The sequence below is a fragment of the Micromonospora sp. NPDC005203 genome, from assembly GCF_042872705.1.
Classification (GTDB): domain Bacteria; phylum Actinomycetota; class Actinomycetes; order Mycobacteriales; family Micromonosporaceae; genus Micromonospora.
Window position 1 is genome coordinate 474335 of sequence record NZ_JBIAKV010000002.1, and the last position, 20844, is coordinate 495178.

The window sequence follows — 20844 nt, forward strand, 5'->3', positions numbered from 1 at the left end:
TGCAATGCCCCTTATGTCGGGACAGTAAGTGCAAGATCGACGCGGGGGGGGTGGGGGGGTGGGGCCGAGGACGGTCAGCCGCGCAGGTGTCCGTCCCCGGTGACCACGTACTTCGCCGAGGTCAGCTCGGGCAGGCCCATCGGGCCGCGGGCGTGCAGTTTCTGGGTGGAGATGCCGATCTCCGCGCCGAAACCGAACTCGCCGCCGTCGGTGAAGCGGGTGGACGCGTTCACCATCACCGCGGCCGAATCCACCCGCGCGACGAATTCGCGGGCCGCGCTCGCCGAGTCGGTGAGGATCGCCTCGGTGTGCCCGGTGCCGAAGCGGCGGATGTGCGCGACGGCCGCGTCCAGCGACTCGACCACCGCGACCGCGATGTCGGCGGACAGGTATTCGGTGGCGAAGTCCTCCTCGGTGGCCGGGACCACCGCGGCGGAGTACGCGGCCACCTCGGGGGAGCCGTGCACGGTCACCCCCGCCTCGGCGAGGGCGGCCAGCATCGGCGGCAAAAACGCGTCGGCGACGCTGGCGTGCACCAGCAGCGACTCGGCGGTGTTGCAGGTGGACAGGCGCTGCGTCTTGGAGTTCAACGTCACCGCGACGGCCCGCGAGATGTCGGTGGCGGCATCCACGTAGACGTGGCAGTTTCCCACCCCGGTCTCGATCACCGGCACCGTCGACTCCTCAACGACGGTGCGGATCAGCGACGCGCCACCGCGCGGGATGAGCACGTCGACGAGCCCTCGGGCGCGCATCAGCTCCTTGACCGATTCGCGGGAGCTGGCGTCGAGCAACTGCACCGCGTCGGCCGGGAGCCCGGCGCCGGCGACCGCGTCGCGCAGCACCGCGACCAGCGCGGCGTTCGAGTGCGCGGCCGAGGACGAACCGCGCAGCAGGGCCGCGTTGCCGGACTTCAGGCAGATCCCGGCGGCGTCCACCGTCACGTTCGGCCGCGCCTCGTAGATGATGCCGACCACCCCGAACGGCACCCGGATCTGGCGCAGCTCCAGCCCGTTGGGCAGGGTGGACCCGCGGACCACCTCGCCGACCGGGTCGGGCAGCGCGGCCATCTCACGCAGCGCGTCGGCGATGCCGGTCACCCGACCCGCGTCGAGGGCGAGCCGGTCCAGCACGGCCGCGCTCAGCCCGGCCTCCCGGCCGGCCGCCAGGTCCGTCTCGTTCGCGGTCAGGATCTCCGGGGTACGCGCCACCAGCGCGTCGGCCATCGCCACCAGGGCGGCGTCCTTGACCGTACGCGTGGCCACCGCCAACTCGGCGGCGGCGTCCCGCGCCCGACGCGCCTGCTCGACGACGCTCATACCAGCACTCCGCTGCGCTCCGTGCCGCCATGCGGCAGCAGAGGACTGAATTGATGATCCGCTCGCTGACGCTCACTCATGCCAGCTCTCCTCACAGCAGGACGAGGTCGTCGCGGTGGACGACCTCTCGTTCGTACGCCGGGCCCAGCGCCGCGGCGAGTTCGGACGTGGAACGGCCGAGCAGCCCCGGCAGCTCCACCGCGTCGTAGTTGACCAACCCACGGGCGACCGACGCGCCGGCGGTGTCGACCAGATCCACCGGGTCGCCCGCGGTGAAGGTGCCGTCCACGGCGGTGATGCCGGCGGGGAGCAGCGACTTGCGCCGCCCGACGACGGCCGCCACCGCGCCCGGGTCGAGGTGCAGCCGCCCCCGGGGTGACGTGGCGTGGGCCAGCCAGAACAGCCGGGCTGTCGGGCGTTGCCGCTGCGGGTGGAACAGGGTGCCGACCGGTTCGCCGGCCAGCGCCTGCGTGGCCAGGTCGGCGGCCGTGAGCACCACCGGGATGCCGAAGCCGGTGGCGATCCGGGCGGCCTCGACCTTTGTCACCATGCCGCCGGTGCCGACACCGGACCGGCCGGCCCCGCCGATGGTGATCCCGGCGAGGTCCGCGTCGCCGTGGACCTCGGTGATCCGGGTCGATTGCGGCTTGGTGGGGTCGCCGGTCCAGAGTGCGTCGACGTCGGAGAGGAGGACCAGCAGGTCGGCGTGCACCAGCGCGGCGACCAGAGCGGCCAGTCGGTCGTTGTCGCCGAACCGGATCTCCTGGGTGGCCACCGTGTCGTTCTCGTTGACGATCGGCACCGCCCCCAGGTCCAGCAGCTTGCGCAGCGTCCGGTACGCGTTGCGGTAGTGCGCCCGCCGGGTCACGTCGTCGACGGTGAGCAGCACCTGCCCGACGGTGCGACCGTGCCGGGCGAAGCTGGTCGCGTACCGGCCGATCAGGAGGCCCTGCCCGACGCTGGCGGCGGCCTGCTGGGTGGCCAGGTCGCGCGGGCGTCGGGGCAGCCCGAGCGGGGCGAGGCCGGCGGCGATCGCGCCGGAGGAGACCAGCACCACCTCGCGGCCCTCGCTGGCAAGCCGGCCGAGGGTGTCGACGAGCGTGTCGACGCGCTCGTCGGCCAGCCCGCCGGTCGCGGTGGTCAACGAGGACGATCCGATCTTGACGACGACCCGCCGGGCCGCCGTGACTGCGTCACGCACGCGACCATTCTGCGTGGTCACGGCCGCACCGCCCGGCGACGATCCCATATCGTGGCGGATTGTGACTCCTGACGAGTACGTCGAGGCGGTGCTCGACCTGGTCGAGCGGATCCCGGAGGGCCGGGTGATGTCCTACGGCGCGGTGGCCGACGCGCTCGCCGAGCGCTCGGGTCGCGCCTCGGCGCGGCTGGTGGGCAACATCATGGCCCGCCACGGCGGCTCGGTGCCCTGGCACCGGGTGGTGACCTCCGCCGGCCGGCTGCCGCCGGGGCACGAGCGGGAGGCGCGGTCCCGGCTGCGCGCCGAGGGGGCGCCGCTGCGCGGCGAGGGCGTGGACATCGCGGCGGCCGGATGGTTACCGGAGGAGGGGCCGTGACGACGGGCGGAACGTGATCGGCGTCCGGCGGAACGTGGTCGCTGTTCAGAACCGGATGGGGGCCGGCATCGCGTTGTCGTCTGGTTTGAGGTCGGGCCACGTGCGGTCCTGGGTGTCGCCGTGCAGGATGAGGAAACTCCGGGTGGAGGCGTCGGCACCTGGCTGGGCAGGTATCAGTTGGACGAACGTGTAGCGGCGCGACTCACCCGCCGGTAGGCCGGGTAGTAGACACCCCAGTTCATCCGTGTCTGACAGCTTTGCCGGTTTGCAGCGGGCCCAGTCTCCGCCCGCCCGTTCACCACGTTCGATCTTGTGGAACGCGACCTGCGGCGCGTCGACCGGGCCGGCGTTGGTGACCGTGAAGACCAGGGTGAGTTCACGTCGGGTGTCCGCACCGGGGACCTCGGCCAGTTCGTGGTCCATGCTCACCCTCAGGTCGGTGAGCCGGGGATCCGGGCCGAATGTCGTGGGGCCGTCGGTCTGCTCGAACCGCTGCCCGTCCCACCGGTACGTCCGGACCTGTTCGCGCCGGAGGTAGTTGGGGATCTCGCAACACGGCACGATGTCGGCCACCGTCACCCGCACCGAACCGGTCGGGGTGATCTCCGCCGCGAGGATGTCCTTGAACTCGTCGTCGGTCCGGACCACTCGGCCCACCGTCTCGATCCGGTCGTCGGAGTTCCGCTCGAAGGCCACCACCTGCTTCGCCGACGCTTCGCCGTACCGGCAGGCGACGATGGCGATGGTCTCGTCGGCTCCGTCGCCATCGACGTCGCCGTACTCGAACTCGTTGTCGGCCAACTCCGACACGTAGGTCTTCTTCGTGTTGGTCTTCAGCCGGACGTTCGAGGTGGTGCAGCCGCCCTCCGCCATGCCCGCCGGCCAGTTCGGCAGGTCGACAGGTGTGGCGAGCAGTTGCGCCCGACTTATTCGTCCGTCCGGGCCGGTCGGGGCGGTGGGTGTCGGCATCTGCGTCTGCGTCGGCGACCCGGTCGGCGTGGGCGTCGGCGGCGCCGACGTAAGCGGGGTCGGCGGTGGGACGGACTCCACCGGCACCGGCGGAGTCCGGTCGGCGTGCAGCGCGGCGTTGATGACGACGGGGGCCACCCCCAGGACGACGGCTGCCGCCGCGGCGGCAGCCGTCATCCGTCGCCGTCGGCGCAGGAGCTGCCGGGCCTTGTCGGGACCGGGACCGGTCACCTGGCTGATCACGTCTCTGCGGTACGCGCCGAGCCGCTCGCGTAGCAGCGGGTCGAGGTCAGACATCGCGTACCCCCTCGGTGTTCTCGTCGAGCAGCGCAGCCATGGCGGTCCGGCCGCGGTGCAACCACGACTTGACCGTGCCCTCGGCCACCCCTTCCTGCGCGGCGATCTGGCTGACCGACAGGTCGGCCAGATAGTGCAGGATGACCGCGCGGCGATGGTTGGGCGGCAGTTGCGCCAGCGCCGCGTCGATGGCGACCCGGTCGGGTGTCGGCCCGGCCACCTCGGCCTCGGTGCGCCGTTGTCGCAGCAGGTGGTCCCGGGCGGTACGCAGGCGTCGCCAGCGGCTGTGTGCCAGGTTCCAGGCGACCTTGCGAACCCAGGCCACCGGGTCGTCGTAGCGGACCAGGCGGTCCCAGCGGGCCAGCGCTCGGTAGAACGCCTCCTGGGCCAGGTCCTGGGCGTGGCCCAGATCTCCCGTGTACGCCGACAGTTGGGCGGTCACGCTGCCGAAGTGCGCGTGGTAGAAGTCGTCGAAGGTGATCGTCGTCTCGACCGCCGAACCGGCCGTCCGTACCGCCGGTGGCTGATTGGCGCGGGAGCCCATCGTTGACGTCACTGTCCCTCCCCCGTGACCGCCAGGCTGATCTGCCCTCGGCGGTGGTAACACTCCAGAACTGCGGACGCGGTTGCGGCTTCACTGCCGGCAACCTGACTTGTTAGATGCCTGCGACGGGCCGGCAGTTCATCACCGCAGGAGGGGATGTGTCCGGCAGCGCAACGTGAGTAATATTCGGCCCCATGAAAACGCCGCCGGGCGCCGGCTCGCTGCCTCGACGGGTGCACGCCGGCTACGCGCTCGGCTCCCTGGCCACCGGTGCGTTCGGCACCGTGCCCGGTCTGCTGCTGCTGCCGTACCTGACCGACACGCTCGGGGTGGCCGCCGGGCTGGCCGCTCTGCTGGTGCTCCTGCCGAAGGCGTGGGACGTGCTGGTCAACCCGGTCGCCGGTCGGATCTCCGACCGCACCCGGTCGCCCTGGGGCGCCCGCCGGCCGTACCTGCTCGTCGGCGGCCTCGCGCTCGCCGTGCTGTTCGCGACAATCTTCGCCGCGCCGTTCGGCAACAGCTCGGCCGCCGCCGCGTACGTGGCGTTCGCCTTCCTGCTCACCGCCACCGCGTTCGCCTTCTTCCAGGTGCCGTACGTGGCGATGCCGGCGGAGCTGACCGACGACTACGCCGAGCGCACCAGGTTGATGACCTGGCGGATCGCCGTGCTGGCACTGGCCATCCTGGTCTCCGGCGCGATCGCTCCGCTGGTGGTGACCGCCGGCGGGGACGGTGTGGCCGGGCACCGGTGGATGGGCCTGTTCGTGGCGGTGCTGATCGCCCTCGGTGCCCTCGGCGCGTTCTTCGGCACCCGGTCCGCACCGACCGGCACGGTGGGCGGCAGCGAGCCCACGCTTCGCGCCCAGCTCGCCGTGGCCGGGGCCAACCGCCCGTTCCGGGCGCTGCTGATCTGCTTCGTGGTGCAGTCCGCCGGGGTGGCGACCATCCTGGCCGGGGTCAACTACTTCGCGGCGCAGATCCTGCGCGACGAGCAGAGCGGGCCGACCCTGCTCTTCGTCTGCTTCGTCGGGCCGGCGCTGCTGGTGATGCCACTCTGGACCCGGGTCGGTGCCCGGCTGGGTAAGCGGACCGCCCTGGTCGTCGGCTCGCTGATCCTCGCCGCCGGGGCGCTGGCCCTGGTCGCCGCGCCGGTGCTGCCGCCGGTCGCGGTCTATCTGATGGTCGCGGTCATCGGCGTGGGGTACGCCGGACAGCAGGTCTTCGCGTTGGCGATGCTGCCGGACTGCATCGCGTACGACACGGCGCGCACCGGCCGACGGCAGGCGGGTGTCTTCACCGGCCTGTGGACCGCCGGGGAGACCTTCGGCCTGGCGCTCGGCCCGGGCATCTACGGGCTGGTGCTCCAGCTTGGCGGCTACGTCTCCTCCGACACCGGCTCGGCGGCGGCCCAGTCCGACGCGGCGAGACTGGGCGTGCTGCTCGGCTTCACGATCATCCCGGCGCTGCTGGTGGCTCCGCCCGTCCTCCTCCTGCGCCGCTACACCCTGACCCCCGCCGCGCTAGCCGCCGCCACCCGCGCCGGACGGGTCGATCATGGAGTTGTGGTGGGGGACGAAAGCCGTTGACCGTCACGAGAAGGGCACCATGACTCCATGATCGACGAGAGTAGGGTCTTGCCTCCCGGGATTGCCGCCGACGTCGTGCTCTCCGAGGTGCGCCAGTTGCGCGCCGGCGACCGGCCGACCCACGGAGGGCAACTGTTCGCGTACGTCTACGACCCGGCGGTGCCGGGGCTGGACGAGTTGGCTGCCGCCGCGCACCGCGAGAGCGCACACGTCAACGGGCTGGACCCGACCGCCTTCCCCTCGCTGCTGGCCATGGAGAACGCCCTGGTCGGCACCGCTGGCCGGGTGCTCGGCGCCGGCCCGGGCACCACTGCCCCGGACGTCGTCGGCAGTGTCACCAGCGGCGGCACCGAGTCGCTGATCCTCGCCGTCAAGACGGCCCGGGACGCGCACCCGGAAATCGACGCGCCCCGGATCGTGGTGCCGTCGACCGCGCACGCCGCGTTCGCCAAGGCGGCGCACTACCTGCGGGTGGCGCTGGACGTCGTGCCGGTGTCCCCGGACACGCTGCGTCCCGATCCGAGCGCGATGGCCGCCGCGATCCGCCCGGAGACGGTGCTTGTCGCCTGCTCCGCGCCGTCGTACGCGCACGGCGTGGTGGACCCGGTCGCCGAGATCGCCGCCGCGGCGGCCGCCGCCGGGGTGCGCTGCCACGTGGACGCCTGCTTCGGCGGCTGGACCCTGCCCTACCTGCGCCGCCTCGGCGAGCCGGTGCCGGCGTTCGACTTCACGGTCCCCGGGGTCACCTCCATCTCGGTGGACCTGCACAAGTACGCGTACGCGCCGAAGGGCGTGTCGGTGCTGCTGCACCGCGACGCCCAACTGCGTGCCCCGCAGTACTTCGCGTACGCGGACTGGCCCGGCTACACGATGATCAACCCGGTGATCGCGTCCACCCGTTCGGGCGGGCCGATCGCCGCCGCGTACGCGACGCTGCGGCACCTCGGCGACGACGGCTACCTGCGGCTGGCCGAAGCCACCCGGGACGCGGTCGCCGGCCTGGCCGACGCGGTCCGGGCGATCGACGGACTGCGGCTGATGGCCGAACCCGAGTCCACGGTGGTCTGCTTCACCGCCACCGAGGGTGGCCCCGACCTGTTCGTGCTCGTCGACGAGCTGACCGCGCGCGGCTGGCACACTCAACCCCAACTGTCGTACGCGGGACTCCCGGCCAGCGTGCACCTCACGGTGACCGCCTCGGTGGCGCCCCGGGTGGCCGAGTTCGGGCCGGCCCTGGCCGACGCGGTGGCCGCCGCGCGCACGGCCGGCCCGGTGGCTCTCCCGCCCAAGCTGGTGGCGCTGGCGACGTCGCTGACGCCGGACGCGCTCACCCCCGAACTGGTCGCCGGGCTCGCCGGTGGGCTCGGGCTCGGCGCCGGGGACGCGACGCCGGACCGGATGGCGGTGGTGAACACGCTGCTGGACGCCGCCCCGCCGGCGCTGCGGGAGCGGCTGCTCGTCGAGTTCGTCGGGCTGCTGCAACGTCCCACCTGGTGACACCGCACGGTCTGGTCTGCACGCCGAACGGCGGCAGACCGGACCGAACCGGCTCAACGGTAGGTTATTTCGACTGTGTTGTCCGGTTCGTAGACCTCCTCCACGAAGTCGAAGTTCACGTCCACCGGCCGCACGTCGACCTCGGCCTTGCCCGTACCGACCGTGGTGCCCGCCGCGACCCGGAAGCCCAGCGTCAGCAGAACCTCCTTGCCGTCGCCGAGCCCGTTGAGGTCGCAGGTGACCGGCTCCCGGGTCGTCTCCGGGTCGTTGCGGCAGGCCGCCCAGCCAGCGCCATCCGGGCGGACCGCCGTCGGCAGGCCGAGCCGCAGGGACACGTAGGCGGCCAGTCCGGTCATGTTGCGGACGCGCACGTTGACCATGCCGACCCGGGAGCCGTCCGGCGTGTCGGCCAGCACCAGGTTGGTGGCGGTGACGACAAGGTTGACGTCGTGCCGGTTCGGGCCGAAGCTCGTCGGTCCGGAGACCTGGGCGAAGGCACCACCCTTCCAGCGGTAGCCCCGCCACTGCCGTTGTGACCACTCGGCTTTCCAGCCGCCCCCGGGCGCGATGTCACCGACCTGTACGCGGACCATGCCGTCGCCCACCACGTCGAGTGCGAACAACCACTGCGGCTTGTCGATGGTGGTCGTGACCACCCGGCCGAGGGTCACCACCTTTCCCGCCTCGTCCCGATCGAAGGCGACCACCTGCATCGGGCCGCCGGTGCCGAGCACGCACTGCACGAGCGCCACCGTCTCCACCGCGCCGTCACCGTCGACGTCGCCGTGGTCGAGCGCCACGAGCCAGTTGACGCCCTCCCGATCGTCGCCGGAGATCCGCGTCTGCGACGTCGGGCAGCCCTGTCCGGCCCGCCACGCCGGCAGGGTCACCGATGCGCCGAGCAACTGTGCCCGGCTGATCCGGCCGTCCGGCACGGGCGTCGTCGGGCTGGCGCTGGTCGCGGAAGGGCTGGGAGTCGGGGTGGCCGAGCCGCTCGGCGTGGGCGACGCCGAGATGCTGGGCGTCGGCTCGACCGGACCCGGCCGGTGGTCCGGCCCGTCCATCGCCGCGTACCCGAGGGCCGACCCGCCGAACAACGCGAGCACCGTGGTGGCGGTGGTCGCCAGCCGACGCCGGCCGCGGCCTCGCACCGTCCGCCGAACGGCGGCCGGGCCGGGCACCTCGACCTCGTCCAGGACGGTACGGCGGTAGCGGGTGAACTCTTCGGCCAGGCCGAGGGCCTCCTGCTCAGACATCCCGCACCTCCTCGTTGCTGTCGCGTAGCTGGCTGGCGAGTGTGGCCCGGCCCCGGTGCAGCCAGGACTTGACCGTCCCTTCGGCGACCTGTTCCTGGGCGGCGATCTCCGCGACCGTCAGGTCGGCGAGGTAGTGCAGCACGACCGCCCGCCGCTGGTTCGGCGGTAACGTCGCCAACGCGGTGTCGAGGGCCACCCGGTCGGGGCTGGGCTCCGGGACGTGGGTCTCCCGCTGCCGCAGCAGCCACGTCTGGGCGGTCCGCAGCCGCCGCCAGCGGTTGTGGCCGAGGTTCCAGGCAACCTTGCGGACCCAGGCCACGGGGTCCTCGTATCCGGCGATCCGGTCCCAACGGGTGTACGCCCGGCAGAACGCCTCCTGGACCAGGTCCTGCGCCTGCCCACGGTCACCCGTGTACGCAGTCAGCTGCACCACCAGTCCCCGGAAATGCGCGTGATAGAAGTCGTCGAAGACCAGTTCGGCGGCCTCCGGTGTGGAGTTGCCCGGCGGGTCAGGTGGACGTCCGCCCACCCGCACTCCTCTTGTCACAAGCACTCGTCCTCCCCGTGGTGGCAACCGGCGGTGCGTTCGCCAGCACCAGTCACACCAGCGGGTGTGACGGCGGGTTGCACGTCGGTTGGCGTCGATTCGCTGTCTGATCCGGGACATCGGGCCGCGCGCTCGGGCTGGTCACCGCCGGACCGCGAGGACATCGCCTGTGATTCACTGTCGATGAGGAGAGGGGGGCGGTCGTGCAGCTACCGGCAGTGCTGGGTGAGCCGATCCGGTTCGTGCTGAACTGGGGGCGCCGCTACTCGCTCTGGGTGTTCAACTTCGGTCTGGCCTGCTGCGCGATCGAGTTCATCGCCACCAGCATGGGTCGGCACGACTTCATCCGGCTCGGCGTGATCCCGTTCGCCCACGGCCCCCGCCAGGCCGACCTGATGGTGGTGTCCGGCACGGTGACCGACAAGATGGCTCCGGCGATCAAACGGCTCTACGACCAGATGCCCGAGCCGAAGTACGTCATCTCGTTCGGTGCCTGCTCCAACTGCGGCGGCCCCTACTGGGACTCGTACTCGGTGACCAAGGGCGTCGACCAGCTCATCCCGGTCGACGTCTACGTGCCCGGCTGCCCACCCCGGCCGGAGGCGCTGCTGCACGGCATCCTGCGTCTGCAGGAGAAGATCGCCGCCGAGCAGTCCGGCCTCGGCGGTGTGCGGCAACGGGATCTGCTGGCCGCCCCGCTGGACGCCCCGCCCCGCGAGGCCGCCGCCCCGCGCTCCGTCGACTCCCTCACCGCCCCACCGGTACGCCCACCCGCCACGAACTGACGACGGGATCCGCCGCCGTTCGGACGGGTCCGACGTACGGGTGGCCGGGCCGGGCTAGCCTGCGCAGCATGACCAGCTCAGTGGACCAGCGGTCCGCCCACATCGTCGACGTGCTCACCGAGGAGTTCGGCGCGTCCATGGCGATCGACCCGGCCGCCTTCCGCCGCAAGTTCCGCAAGATGGCCGCGTCCCCGTTCGCCTTCTACCGGGGCAGTGCCGCGCTGTTCTACGCCGACCAGCTCGGCGACTTCGCCGACGACCGGTTCCTCGACGAGCGGACCAGCCGGGTGTGGATCCACGGCGACCTGCACGCGGAGAACTTCGGCACCTACATGAACGCCTCCGGGCAACTCGTGTTCAACGTCAACGACTTCGACGAGGCGTACGTCGGGCCGTTCACCTGGGACCTGCGCCGGCTCGCGGCGAGCGTGGCGCTGCTCGGCTACGGCAAGGCGCTCTCCGACACGTCGATCGGCGACCTGGTCGCCGGCTTCGCCCGGTCGTACCTGACCGAGCTGCGGGCGATCGCCGCCGGCGGCGACGACGCGATCGGCTCGATCACCCTGGAGAACGCCGACGGGGTGCTGCGGCGGGTGCTCCAGCAGGCCCGGCTCAACACCCGCGTGGACCTGCTCGCCACACAGACCACCATCGACAACTACGAGCGGCGGTTCTCCATCGGGGACGGGGTGTTCGAGGTCGACGACGCCACCCGGGACCGGGTGCGTGCCGCCTTCGGGGACTACCTGGGCACCCTGCCGTCCGCCTCGACGCAGCTCCGGCCGGTGGCGGCGCGGATCAAGGACGTGGTGCTGCGCAAGGGGGTGGGCATCGGGTCGGCCGGGCTGCCGTCGTACAACCTGCTGTTGGAGGGGCACACCCAGGCCCTGGAGAACGACGTCGTCATCTACATGAAGCAGGCGCAGGTGCCGGCCGTGGCGCGGTACGTCACCGACGAGTCGGTCCGCGGTTACTTCCAGCACCAGGGGCACCGGACCGCCGAGTCCCAGCGGGCGTTGCAGGCGCACGCCGACCCGTGGCTGGGCTTCACCGAGTTGGACGGGGCCGGCCAGCTCGTCGCCGAGGTCTCCCCGTACGCCGCGGACCTGGACTGGTCGGACGTGAACGAGCCGGAGGAGTTGACCGGGGTGCTCGTCGACCTCGGCCGGGCGGTGGCCCGGATGCACTCGGTCGCCGACGACGAGTCCAGTCACGACCTGGTGGACTATTCCACCGAGGAGGCGATCGTGGCCGCGGTGAACGCCGACGAGTCGGGCTTCGTCAGCCACCTGGTGGGTTTCGCCCACGCGTACGGGGTGCGCGCCCGGCAGGACCACCAACTCTTCGTCGATCTGTTCCGCAACGGCCGGCTGCCCGGCATCTGAGTGGGCGGGGCGGCGCTCAGGACGCGAACTCCAGCACCACCTTGATGTCGTCCGGCCCGGGGGTGTACGCGTCGGCGTACCGGTTCACCGGCACCCGACGGGTGATCAGCGACTCCAACCAGACCTGGTCGGCGCGGGCCAGCGCCTGCGCGGCCATGTTCCAGTGCCTCCGGTTGGCGTTCACCGAGCCGAAGACCACGTTGTTCTCCAGCACCAACGCCCGGTTGAGCGCACCGGCGTCGAAGTCGATGCTCCGGCCACCGCTGGACACTCCGGCCAGGCAGACGATCCCGGTGGGGGCCGCCTTGCACATGACGTCGAGGACCACGCTGGGAGCGCCGGTGCACTCGATCACCACGTCCGGCTCGAAGGGCAGGTCGTTGACCGCCACCGTGTGATAGGTGGCGCCGAGCCCGGCGACCAGCTCCGGCTTCGGTCCCTCGGTGTTCCGGTCGAGCACGTGGACGGTCAGCCCACGCTGGGTGCCGAGCAGGGCGGCCAGCAGCCCGATCGGCCCGGCCCCGGTCACCAGAACCGTCTGCGGCTGCCACTCGGCCCGGTGCCCGATCCGCTCGATGTGGTCCCAGGCCTTCGCCACCACACTTGTCGGCTCCAGCAGCACGCCCACCTGGGCCAGCGCCGGGTCGAGCGCGACCGCGAACCGCGGTTCGACCCGCCAGCGGTCCCGGGCGAAGCCGGCCAGTGCCTTGATGCCGTGTTCGGTGTACTGACCGTTACGGCACATGTCCCACTCGCCGACCGCGCAGTTCGAGCAGGGCACCGGGTCGGGATACCGGACGATCCCAGCCACCAGGTCACCGGTTTGGAGGGTGCCGCTGGAGTCCTCGATCACCCGGCCCAGTGACTCGTGCCCGATGACCAGGCGGTCGGCGCCCGGCGGCGCCTCGCCGTACTCTCCGGCGATGATCTCGTGGTCGGTGCCGCAGATCCCCACCGCCAGCGCCTCGACCAGGACAGAGCCCTCCTCGGCAGCCGGCTCCGGCTGATCCTCGACGAGGCTCAGCGAGTTGGCGACCCCGGGTTTCACAGTCACAGCGCGCACGACCTCATCTTTCCCCGCCGAGGGCCGCGCCGCTCCCGAAGCCGGCAGATCACCAGGCCTCGGCGGCGGCCAGGCGCGGACCCGACCGGCACTAGGATCAGCGGCATGACTCCCGAAGCCCTCGGCGCTCGGCTGGTCGCGCTGATCGCGCCGGTTGCGGCAACCCCGTCGGTCTCCGGCGGGCAACGGTTCGCCCGCGCCACCGTGGACGTCCCGCCGGACAGGTGGCTCACCGCGGTCCGGGCCGCGCGCGACGACGACACGTTGGCCTGCGACTTTTTCGACTGGCTCTCCGCGGTCGACGAGTTGACCGACGGCTTCGACGTGGTGGCGCACCTCTGGTCGACGCGGCTGCGGCACGGTGTGCTGCTGCGTACCCGGCTGCCGCGCGACGCGCCCACTGTCGCCTCGGTTGTCGACGTCTACCCGGGCGCCGCCTGGCACGAGCGGGAGACACACGAGATGTTCGGCATCGACTTCGCCGGCCACGGGGACCTGCTGCCGCTGCTGCTGCCGCCGGAGTTCGAGGGCCACCCGCTGCGCAAGGAGTTCGTGCTCGCCTCCCGGGTGGCGAAGCCCTGGCCGGGCGCGAAGGAGCCGGGCGAGTCCGAGGCTGGTGGTGGACGCCGGCCGATCCGCCCGCCGGGCGTACCCGCGCCGGGCGAGTGGGGCACCACGCCCACCCCGGCCGGCGCCGGTGGCGTGGGAGAGGGACCGCGTGGCGGCACCCCGGCCCGCCCGGCCGGTGAGCGTCCGGCGCGGCCCGCGCCGGGGACCCGTCCGGCGCGTACTCCCCGGTCTGCCGGCACCGCCGGCGGCCCGACCCGAGCCGAGCAGCCCTCGCCCGGCGTCGGCCCGGTCGCCGAGTCCGCGCGCGACGCGGCTGCGCCGGACACTCCTGGCGAGGGCCCGGCCGAGTCGGGCGGCGAGCCGATCGCGGACCCGCCGGGCCGCGCTGGCCGGAGCGACGACGGGGGTACGACCTGATGCCGCTCTGGGTGGAGTTGGTGCTGCGGGTGGGTGGCGTGCTCGTCGCGTTCCTCACCCTGCCGCTGCTTGTTGGCCAGGCCGAGCACAAGGTGATGGCGCACATGCAGGGCCGGCTCGGTCCGATGTACGCGGGTGGCTTCCACGGTTGGGCGCAGCTCGTGGCGGACGGGGTCAAGTTCGTGCAGAAGGAGGACATCACGCCGCGCGAGGCGGACCGGGCGGTGTTCCGGTTGGCCCCGGCGGTGGCCCTGGTGCCCTACCTGCTGGTGCTGCTGGTCATCCCGCTCGGCCCGAACGACCTGGTCGGGCAACCGTTGGACATCGGCCTGTTCTTCGTGCTGGCCGTGGTCGGTGTCGGCGTGGTGGCGGTGCTCATGTCGGCGTGGGCGTCGGCCAACAAGTACAGCCTGCTGGGCGGCCTGCGCGGGGCGGCCCAGTTGCTCGGCTACGAGCTACCGCTGGTGCTGGCCGCCGCTTCGGTGGCGATGGCGGCGGGCACGCTCAGCCTGTCGGGCATCGTCGAGGCGTGGCAGCCGTGGTGGTTGCTCTGGCAGGCACCCGCGATGATCGTCTTTTTCGTCGCCGGGCTGGCCGAGATCCGTCGGCCGCCGTTCGACATGCCGGTGGCCGACTCGGAGCTGGTCTTCGGCTACATGACCGAATACACGGGTCTGCGTTTCGCGTTCTTCCTGCTCGCCGAGTACGTCGGCATCGTGGTGATCGCCGCGCTGACCACTGTGCTGTTCCTCGGTGGGTGGCAGGGCCCGTTCGCCGACGACCAGCTGGGCTGGCTCTGGACGCTGCTCAAGATCTTCGCGGTGTCCTTCGTGATCATCTGGCTGCGGGTGTCCTACCCCCGGCTACGTGAGGACCAGCTCCAGCGCCTCTGCTGGCTGGTCCTCGTGCCCGCCTCCCTGGCCCAGTTGGTCCTCACAGCAGCCGTCCGCATAGCCCTGTAACCCCCACCCCCCACCCCACCCCCCACCCCCCCACCCCCCACCCCCCACCCCCACCCCCACCCCCCACCCCGCGCCCCCCACCCCTCCCGCGCCGATCTTGCACTTTCTGTCCCGACAAACTTGGGCGAATGTTGCATTTCGGCGTCAGGAAGTGCAAGATCGGCGCGAGTTGGAGGGGGCGCGGCGCGAGAGTCAGCGCAGCGGGGTGTGGGCCGGGTCCACCGGCTCTTGCGGGGGTGGGGGCGGGGTGCCGTCGCCGAAGGGGCGGCCACCCAGGGCCTCCCGACCGTGCGGGGTGACCCAGTTGGACAGGTCGGGGCCGAGCGGCACGATCCCGGTCGGGTTGATGTCGCGGTGCACCTCGTAGTAGTGCCGCTTGATGTGGTCGAAGTCGATGGTGTCGCCGAAGCCGGGGGTCTGGAACAGGTCCCGCGCGTACGCCCACAGCACCGGCATCTCACTCAGCTTCTGCCTGTTGCACTTGAAGTGGCCGTGATACACCGGGTCGAAGCGGACCAGCGTGGTGAACAGCCGCACGTCGGCCTCGGTGATGGTGTCGCCGACCAGGAAGCGCTGGTCGGTCAGCCGCTCGGCCAGCCAGTCCAGCCGGTCGAAAAGTCGGTGGTACGCCTTGTCGTACGCCTCCTGGCGGCCGGCGAACCCGCACCGGTAGACGCCGTTGTTGACGTCCCGGAAGACCACATGGTTGACCTCGTCGATCTGCGCCCGCAGGTGCTCGGGGTAGAGCTGCGGGGCACCGTCGCGGTGGTACGCCCCCCACTGGGTGGACAGGTCGAGACTCATCTGCGCGTAGTCGTTGGTCACCACCTGCCCGGTCGGCACGTCGACGATCGCCGGGACGGTGATGCCGCGCTCGTAGCCGGGAAAGCGCTTGAAGTACGCCTCCTGGATGCGCTCGATGCCGAGCACCGGGTCCCGGCCGCCCGGGTCGAGGTCGAAGGTCCAGCTCCGGGCGTCGTGGGTCGGCCCGGCCACCGCCATCGAGATGGCGTCCTCCAGGCCGAGCAGCCGGCGCACGATGATCAGACGGTTGGCCCACGGGCAGGCGCGACTGACCGCCAACCGGTAGCGGCCGGGCTCCACCGGGTACCCGTCGCGCCCGTCCTCGGTGATCCGAGTGGCGATGTACCGCTGGTCGCGGGTGAACTCGGCACCCGGCTCGACGTACTTCCCGCCTGTTTCCCCGCCCACGTCATCCTCCGGTTCGTCGCCGCCTCCGTCCCATCCTCGCGAATCTTCGGCCCGACTGTGCGGTGCGGCGCAACCTGGCCCGTCTCGCGGCCGGACGGCCCGGTTACCCTGCCGGCATGACGGATGTGGAGGCGGCGGCCCGGCGGTTCATCGCCGACGTGTGGAACGCGCGCCGGGAGGAGTCCGCGTACGAGTTGGTCGCCGAGGAGTGCCCGGGGCTGGGCGGCACCGGGCCGGAGGCGACGCTGGCCTGGCACCGGGAGCGGCGGGCGGCCTTCCCGGACCTGCGCTACAAGATCGTGGATGTGGTGGCGGCCGGCGAGCGGGTGGCCGTGCACTGGCGGGCTGCCGGCACGCACGCCGGGCAGTTCGGGCCGGTGCCGCCGACCGGGCAGGTGGCCAGCTACTCCGGTGCGACGTTCCTGCGCTTCGACGCGGCGGGCCGGATCGTCGAGGTGTGGAGCTGCACCGAGTTGTTCCAGTTGCTGCAACAGCTCGGCGTCGAGATGCTCCCTCCGACAGTCGTCAGCGGACCCGGGGCGTGATCCGACTGATCGGCAGATTGATCGGAAAGGGCTCGCCGGTGTCGACGAACTTCGTCCACCGCCCGGTCTCGGTGTAGACCTCGTTGACCGCGTCGATCCGGTAGGTCACGACCTCCAGGTCGCCACCCAGGGGCTCGATCCGCCAGTAGTAGGGGATGCCCGCCTGGGCGTACAGCGCCGGCTTCAACACCCGGTCGATCGAACGGGTGCTCGGCAAGACGATCTCGATGGCCACGACCACCTCATGCGGCTCGTACCTCGACGGCTCGCGTGCCGCCGCTGCCGCCGTGGTGATCAGCACGTCGGGGATGAAGGAGCGGGTGCGGTTGATCCGCACCTCGACCCCCTGGGTGACGTCGTAGCCGTCGGGGCAGTCTTCGTCGAGCGCAGCGCCAAGGCGCATCGCGATGCTCTGGTGGGTACGGGTGGGGGAGGGGGACATCAGCAGCACTCCATCGAGCAGTTCCCGGCGGCGGCCATCCTCGGGCAGCGCATCCAGATCGTCAGTCGTCCACTCGCTCTCGGGCGGGTGGTCGCTCTGCAGCGCGGCGGTCATGGACGGGTCCTTCCAGGTGCGTTCGTTCTCCCCACGACGACGGTACCGCCCTGGACCTGTGGGTGGTGGTCGCGCGCGCCGGGGCCACAGGGCAGGATGGTCGACATGACCGACCCCAGCGAGCACGGCGACCCGCCCGGCGCTACCGGCGCGCGCGGCCTGCCCGGTGCGGGCCTGGTAAAGGGGCTGGCGGTCACCCTCAAGACGATGACCAGCCGCTCGACCACCCAGCAGTACCCGGACGTCGCCCCCGACCTGCCGCCCCGCTCGCGTGGCGTTATCGCGCTGTCGGAGGAGAACTGCACGGTCTGCATGCTCTGTGCCCGGGAGTGTCCGGACTGGTGCATCTACATCGACTCGCACAAGGAGGAAGTGGTGGTGCCCGGCGCTGCCCGCCCCCGGCAGCGCAACGTGCTCGACAAGTTCGACATCGACTTCTCGCTCTGCATGTACTGCGGCATCTGCATCGAGGTCTGCCCGTTCGACGCGCTCTACTGGTCACCCGAATTCGAGTACGCCGAGTACGACATCAAGGACCTGCTGCACGACAAGGAGCACCTCGGCCAGTGGATGGCCACCGTCCCCGCGCCACCCGCGCACGACCCGAACGGGGAGCCGGCCAAGGAGGAGACCGCGGCCGCCCGCAAGGCCGCCGCCGCGCGTCCGGCCCCATCGGTACGCCCCGACGGCGACCAGGACCCCGCGACGTGACCGCCCGAGCCGGAGAGGCCGCCCGGTGACCGGCGCGGACGTGCTGCTGCTGGCCCTCGGCGCGGTGGCGGTCGGCGCGGGCGTGCTGGTGGTCACCACGAAGCACCTGGTCCGGGCGGGGCTCTACCTGGTGGTGTGCCTGGGCGCGCTGGCCGGTGACTTCCTCGTTCTGAGCGCCGAGCTGGTGGCCTGGGTCCAGGTGCTGATCTACGTGGGCGCGGTGGTGGTCCTGCTGCTGTTCGCGGTGATGCTGACCCGGGCGCCGATCGGCGCGTCCGACGACCTGGACCGGCCCGGCTGGCCGGCCGCCCTGATCGGTGGCGGCGCCGGGCTGGGGCTGACCGTCCTGCTCGTCGACGCGTACCGCTGGAGCACCGTCGCGCTGCCCGCCGCGGGTACCGCCGAGCGGCTGGGTGAGCAGATCTTCCAGTCCTGGGTGCTGCCGTTCGAGGTGCTCTCGGTGCTGCTGCTGTCCGCCCTGGTGGGCGCGATCGTGCTGTCCCGGCCGGACATCGGCCGAGCTGGCCCGCAACGCGACGGCCGGACAGTCGACCTGGTTGACAGCTTGCCCGGGGGGCGCCGGTGAGGCCGGTCATCCCGTACGTCACCGCCGCGCTGCTGTTCGGCCTCGGCGTCTACGGCGTGCTGCGCAGGCGCAACGCGGTGCTGGTGCTGATGTCTGTCGAGTTGATGCTCAACGCGGTCAACCTGATCCTGGTCACCGCGGACACCACCGCCCGCGCCGTGCTGCCGCACTCCGGGCAGGTCTTCGCGCTGTTCGTGATCGTCCTCGCCGCCGCCGAGATCGGGGTGGGGTTGGCGATCGTCCTCCAGCTCTACCGGCTGCGGGCCACCGTCGCCGTGGATGACGTGCCGCTGACCGAGCCGGCGCAGACCGTCGGCGGGCGCGAGCCGGCGCAGACCGTCGGCGGGCGCGAGCCGACCGTCCTGGACACGGAGGGGGGCCGGTGACCGGGCTGCTCGGGGCGTTGCTGCCCGCCGTACCGCTGGTCGCCGGCCTGGCCGGTCTGCTGTTGCCGCCGGCCCCGCGCCACAACGACACGACAGGCGGCGGCCGGGCCCGACAGGTGGCCGTGGCGCTCGGCGTCACCGGGGCGGCCGGCGCGTTGGCGCTGGCCGTCGCGCTGCTGCTCACCGTCGACGGGCCGACGGAGACGTCGACCACCTGGGTCGACGTCGGCGGGCTGGCGGTCACGCTCGGCGTACGGCTGGATGGCGCCGCCGCGCTTGTCGCGGTGGCGGTCACCGTGGTCGCCCTGGCCGTGCAGGTCTACTCGATCGGCTACCTGAGGCGCGGTCCACACGACGACGTCGACGTCGATCACCGCTACCCGCCGTACGCCGCGCAGATCAGCATCTTCACCGGCGCCATGCTGCTGGTGGTGGTCGCCGGTGACCTGATCATGCTGTTGGTCGGCTGGGAGGTGATGGGCCTCTGCTCGTACCTGCTCATCGCGCACGACCGCCGACTGGCCGGCGCCCCCGCCGCCGCCATGAAGGCGTTCCTGGTGACCCGGGTCGGTGACGTCGGGTTCCTGCTCGGCATCGCGTTGCTGGGTGTGTCGACGGGCAGTTTCCGGATCGCCGACGTGCTCGCCCACGACCACTCCAGCGCGACGTTGACCGCCGCGGGCCTGCTGCTGCTCGCCGGGGTGGCGGGCAAGAGCGCACAGTTCCCGCTGCACACCTGGCTGCCGGACGCGATGGCCGGCCCGACGCCGATCTCCGCGCTGATCCACGCCGCGACGATGGTCGCCGCCGGGGTGTACGCCGTGACCCGGCTCTACCCGCTGTTCACGGCCGCGCCGGTGACGCTGACGGTGCTGGGGGTGCTCGGCGCGATCACCCTGCTGCTCGGCGCGCTCGCCGCCACCGCCCAGGACGACATCAAGCGGGTGCTGGCCTGGTCGACGGTGTCCCAACTGGGCTACCTGACCGGCGCGCTGGCGGTCGGCTCGCCGGCGGCGGCGCTGTTCCACCTCCTCACCCACGCCGCGTTCAAGGCGCTGCTGTTCCTCGCCGCGGGCGCGGTGATCCACGCCGTGGGCACCACCCTGATGTCGGAGATGGGCGGGCTGCGGCGCAGCATGCCTGTGACGTTCTGGTGCACCGTGGTGGGCCTGGGCGCGCTGGCCGGGGTGCCGCCGCTGGCGGGCTTCTGGAGCAAGGACGGCGTCCTCACGGTGGCCGAGGCCGCCGCGCTGGAGGGCACCGGCCCGGCACCGTCGTGGGTGGGCTGGATCGTCTGGATCGCCGGCCTGCTCGGCGTGGCGATCACCGCCTGGTACGCGGGCCGGCTGTTGCTGCGCGCCTTCTTCGGCGCCCCACGACTGCCGCTGGTCCGGCCGCACGACCCGCCCGCGTTGCTGCGCTGGCCGGTGCTGCTGCTGGCCGTGCCGGCCGCGCTGCTCGGTCTGGTGGGGTTCGTCGGGGCGTTCACCGACCGCCTGCGGTTTTCGACCGTCCCGGTGGCGGGCTCCGAGGACGGCCTGGTTCACCTGGGGCCGGAGGTGCTGCTGCCGCTGGCGTTCCTGCTGGTCGGGGCGGCGCTGGTCACCCTGGGATGGCGTCGGAACCCGGCCGCCGACCCGGCGGCCGCGCTGGGTCCGCTGCGGCCGGTCTTCGCCCGCGCGTTCCGGCTCGACGACGTCCAGCACACCCTCGTCGTACGCCCGGTCCGCGCGCTGGCCCGCGTCACCCGCGCGGGTGACGAGGTGGTGGTGGACGGTGCCGTCGAGGGCAGCGGGCGAGCCGCGACCGGTCTGGGCGCGGGGCTGGCCGCGCTGCACCGGGCGGCGCTGCCCCGGGCCGCCGCCGGCGTACTGGCCGGCGCGCTGCTGATCGGGCTCGCCGCCACCCTGATCGGAGTTGTCCAGTGAGCGCGAGGAGTGCGCCGGGGTTGCGCGCCCCGCAGTCGCGAACAAAGGCGGTCCAGTGAGCGCGAGGAGTGCGCCGGGGTTGCGCGCCCCGCAGTCGCGAACAAAGGCGGTCCAGTGAGCGCGAGGAGTGCGCCGGGGTTGCGCGC

Annotated in this window: 21 protein-coding genes; 12 read left to right on the top strand and 9 right to left on the bottom strand. The window is 72.2% G+C overall.

The window, feature by feature from the left end:
* Positions 1 to 74: 74 nt before the first annotated feature.
* Both ACFYPM_RS07445 and proB read right to left on the bottom strand, forming a co-directional pair.
* Complete coding sequence (locus tag ACFYPM_RS07445; protein WP_387192206.1) at positions 75 to 1319, bottom strand: glutamate-5-semialdehyde dehydrogenase; 1245 nt, start codon at positions 1317 to 1319, stop codon at positions 75 to 77.
* Positions 1320 to 1410: 91 nt separating this feature from the next.
* Positions 1411 to 2520: a glutamate 5-kinase gene (gene proB / locus ACFYPM_RS07450; protein ID WP_387192208.1), complete on the bottom strand. Its 1110-nt coding sequence runs from the start codon at positions 2518 to 2520 to the stop codon at positions 1411 to 1413.
* Positions 2521 to 2581: 61 nt separating this feature from the next.
* Between proB and ACFYPM_RS07455 the strand changes: the two genes are divergently transcribed.
* Positions 2582 to 2896 (top strand): MGMT family protein, encoded by a 315-nt coding sequence (locus ACFYPM_RS07455; RefSeq protein WP_387192210.1) that lies wholly within the window; start codon positions 2582 to 2584, stop codon positions 2894 to 2896.
* A gap of 45 nt (positions 2897 to 2941) precedes the next feature.
* Here ACFYPM_RS07455 and ACFYPM_RS07460 read toward each other — a convergent pair whose 3' ends face one another.
* The gene (locus ACFYPM_RS07460; protein WP_387192212.1) at positions 2942 to 4162 is read right to left on the bottom strand and encodes a hypothetical protein; all 1221 of its coding nucleotides are present in this window, start codon (positions 4160 to 4162) and stop codon (positions 2942 to 2944) included.
* Positions 4155 to 4718: an RNA polymerase sigma factor gene (locus ACFYPM_RS07465; protein ID WP_387192214.1), complete on the bottom strand. Its 564-nt coding sequence runs from the start codon at positions 4716 to 4718 to the stop codon at positions 4155 to 4157. The genes ACFYPM_RS07460 and ACFYPM_RS07465 overlap by 8 nt, the downstream gene beginning before the upstream one ends.
* A 182-nt stretch (positions 4719 to 4900) precedes the next feature.
* Between ACFYPM_RS07465 and ACFYPM_RS07470 the strand changes: the two genes are divergently transcribed.
* Entirely contained in the window at positions 4901 to 6292 is a 1392-nt protein-coding gene (locus tag ACFYPM_RS07470; protein ID WP_387192216.1) for an MFS transporter, read from the top strand.
* 27 nt (positions 6293 to 6319) lie between these two features.
* Positions 6320 to 7789: a pyridoxal phosphate-dependent decarboxylase family protein gene (locus ACFYPM_RS07475; protein ID WP_387192218.1), complete on the top strand. Its 1470-nt coding sequence runs from the start codon at positions 6320 to 6322 to the stop codon at positions 7787 to 7789.
* 53 nt (positions 7790 to 7842) lie between these two features.
* On the opposite strand, the gene ACFYPM_RS07480 is transcribed toward ACFYPM_RS07475, so the two are convergent.
* Both ACFYPM_RS07480 and ACFYPM_RS07485 read right to left on the bottom strand, forming a co-directional pair.
* The gene (locus ACFYPM_RS07480; RefSeq protein WP_387192220.1) at positions 7843 to 9045 is read right to left on the bottom strand and encodes a hypothetical protein; all 1203 of its coding nucleotides are present in this window, start codon (positions 9043 to 9045) and stop codon (positions 7843 to 7845) included.
* On the bottom strand, positions 9038 to 9574 hold the full coding sequence (locus tag ACFYPM_RS07485) for an RNA polymerase sigma factor (RefSeq protein WP_387192222.1): 537 nt from the start codon (positions 9572 to 9574) through the stop codon (positions 9038 to 9040). The genes ACFYPM_RS07480 and ACFYPM_RS07485 overlap by 8 nt, the downstream gene beginning before the upstream one ends.
* A gap of 221 nt (positions 9575 to 9795) precedes the next feature.
* On the opposite strand from ACFYPM_RS07485, the gene ACFYPM_RS07490 reads away from it, so the two are divergent.
* Positions 9796 to 10377 carry an NADH-quinone oxidoreductase subunit B gene (locus ACFYPM_RS07490; protein ID WP_387192224.1) on the top strand — a complete coding sequence of 194 codons (582 nt, stop codon included), beginning with the start codon at positions 9796 to 9798 and terminating at the stop codon, positions 10375 to 10377.
* A gap of 68 nt (positions 10378 to 10445) precedes the next feature.
* Complete coding sequence (locus ACFYPM_RS07495; RefSeq protein WP_387192226.1) at positions 10446 to 11762, top strand: DUF2252 domain-containing protein; 1317 nt, start codon at positions 10446 to 10448, stop codon at positions 11760 to 11762.
* Positions 11763 to 11778: 16 nt separating this feature from the next.
* Here the strand turns inward: ACFYPM_RS07495 and ACFYPM_RS07500 are convergent, their stop codons facing one another.
* Entirely contained in the window at positions 11779 to 12825 is a 1047-nt protein-coding gene (locus tag ACFYPM_RS07500) for a glucose 1-dehydrogenase (protein ID WP_387192228.1), read from the bottom strand.
* 105 nt (positions 12826 to 12930) lie between these two features.
* On the opposite strand from ACFYPM_RS07500, the gene ACFYPM_RS07505 reads away from it, so the two are divergent.
* Both ACFYPM_RS07505 and ACFYPM_RS07510 read left to right on the top strand, forming a co-directional pair.
* Positions 12931 to 13812 (top strand): NADH-quinone oxidoreductase subunit C, encoded by an 882-nt coding sequence (locus tag ACFYPM_RS07505; protein WP_387192230.1) that lies wholly within the window; start codon positions 12931 to 12933, stop codon positions 13810 to 13812.
* Positions 13812 to 14774 (top strand): NADH-quinone oxidoreductase subunit H, encoded by a 963-nt coding sequence (locus ACFYPM_RS07510; protein WP_387192232.1) that lies wholly within the window; start codon positions 13812 to 13814, stop codon positions 14772 to 14774. Before ACFYPM_RS07505 ends, ACFYPM_RS07510 begins: the two co-directional genes overlap by 1 nt.
* A 192-nt stretch (positions 14775 to 14966) precedes the next feature.
* Here the strand turns inward: ACFYPM_RS07510 and ACFYPM_RS07515 are convergent, their stop codons facing one another.
* Positions 14967 to 15986, bottom strand: coding sequence for a glutathione S-transferase family protein (locus ACFYPM_RS07515; protein WP_387192234.1), 1020 nt, complete (start codon positions 15984 to 15986; stop codon positions 14967 to 14969).
* 116 nt (positions 15987 to 16102) lie between these two features.
* Here ACFYPM_RS07515 and ACFYPM_RS07520 point away from each other — a divergent pair, with 116 nt between their 5' ends.
* Complete coding sequence (locus ACFYPM_RS07520) at positions 16103 to 16531, top strand: ester cyclase (protein WP_387192236.1); 429 nt, start codon at positions 16103 to 16105, stop codon at positions 16529 to 16531.
* On the opposite strand, the gene ACFYPM_RS07525 is transcribed toward ACFYPM_RS07520, so the two are convergent.
* Complete coding sequence (locus ACFYPM_RS07525) at positions 16512 to 17087, bottom strand: Uma2 family endonuclease (protein WP_387192238.1); 576 nt, start codon at positions 17085 to 17087, stop codon at positions 16512 to 16514. The genes ACFYPM_RS07520 and ACFYPM_RS07525 overlap by 20 nt on opposite strands.
* Before the next feature lie 96 nt (positions 17088 to 17183).
* On the opposite strand from ACFYPM_RS07525, the gene ACFYPM_RS07530 reads away from it, so the two are divergent.
* Genes ACFYPM_RS07530 through ACFYPM_RS07545 form a run of 4 tightly spaced genes read left to right on the top strand, consistent with a single transcriptional unit; the run spans position 17184 to position 20698 of the window.
* The gene (locus ACFYPM_RS07530) at positions 17184 to 17798 is read left to right on the top strand and encodes a NuoI/complex I 23 kDa subunit family protein (protein WP_387192240.1); all 615 of its coding nucleotides are present in this window, start codon (positions 17184 to 17186) and stop codon (positions 17796 to 17798) included.
* Positions 17799 to 17823: 25 nt separating this feature from the next.
* Complete coding sequence (locus ACFYPM_RS07535; RefSeq protein ID WP_387192242.1) at positions 17824 to 18384, top strand: NADH-quinone oxidoreductase subunit J; 561 nt, start codon at positions 17824 to 17826, stop codon at positions 18382 to 18384.
* Positions 18381 to 18770 (top strand): NADH-quinone oxidoreductase subunit NuoK, encoded by a 390-nt coding sequence (gene nuoK, locus ACFYPM_RS07540; protein ID WP_387192244.1) that lies wholly within the window; start codon positions 18381 to 18383, stop codon positions 18768 to 18770. The genes ACFYPM_RS07535 and nuoK overlap by 4 nt, the downstream gene beginning before the upstream one ends.
* Entirely contained in the window at positions 18767 to 20698 is a 1932-nt protein-coding gene (locus ACFYPM_RS07545) for an NADH-quinone oxidoreductase subunit L (protein ID WP_387192246.1), read from the top strand. The genes nuoK and ACFYPM_RS07545 overlap by 4 nt, the downstream gene beginning before the upstream one ends.
* Positions 20699 to 20844 lie beyond the last annotated feature (146 nt).

Coding starts and splice junctions, on each gene's coding strand:
- ACFYPM_RS07530 (WP_387192240.1), top strand. CDS start 17,184: ATGGTCGACATGACCGACCCCAGCGAGCACGGCGACCCGCCCGGCGCT.
- ACFYPM_RS07445 (WP_387192206.1), bottom strand. CDS start 1,319: ATGAGCGTCGTCGAGCAGGCGCGTCGGGCGCGGGACGCCGCCGCCGAG.
- ACFYPM_RS07520 (WP_387192236.1), top strand. CDS start 16,103: ATGACGGATGTGGAGGCGGCGGCCCGGCGGTTCATCGCCGACGTGTGG.
- ACFYPM_RS07470 (WP_387192216.1), top strand. CDS start 4,901: ATGAAAACGCCGCCGGGCGCCGGCTCGCTGCCTCGACGGGTGCACGCC.
- ACFYPM_RS07460 (WP_387192212.1), bottom strand. CDS start 4,162: ATGTCTGACCTCGACCCGCTGCTACGCGAGCGGCTCGGCGCGTACCGC.
- ACFYPM_RS07525 (WP_387192238.1), bottom strand. CDS start 17,087: ATGACCGCCGCGCTGCAGAGCGACCACCCGCCCGAGAGCGAGTGGACG.
- ACFYPM_RS07475 (WP_387192218.1), top strand. CDS start 6,320: ATGATCGACGAGAGTAGGGTCTTGCCTCCCGGGATTGCCGCCGACGTC.
- ACFYPM_RS07495 (WP_387192226.1), top strand. CDS start 10,446: ATGACCAGCTCAGTGGACCAGCGGTCCGCCCACATCGTCGACGTGCTC.
- ACFYPM_RS07505 (WP_387192230.1), top strand. CDS start 12,931: ATGACTCCCGAAGCCCTCGGCGCTCGGCTGGTCGCGCTGATCGCGCCG.
- ACFYPM_RS07510 (WP_387192232.1), top strand. CDS start 13,812: ATGCCGCTCTGGGTGGAGTTGGTGCTGCGGGTGGGTGGCGTGCTCGTC.
- ACFYPM_RS07480 (WP_387192220.1), bottom strand. CDS start 9,045: ATGTCTGAGCAGGAGGCCCTCGGCCTGGCCGAAGAGTTCACCCGCTAC.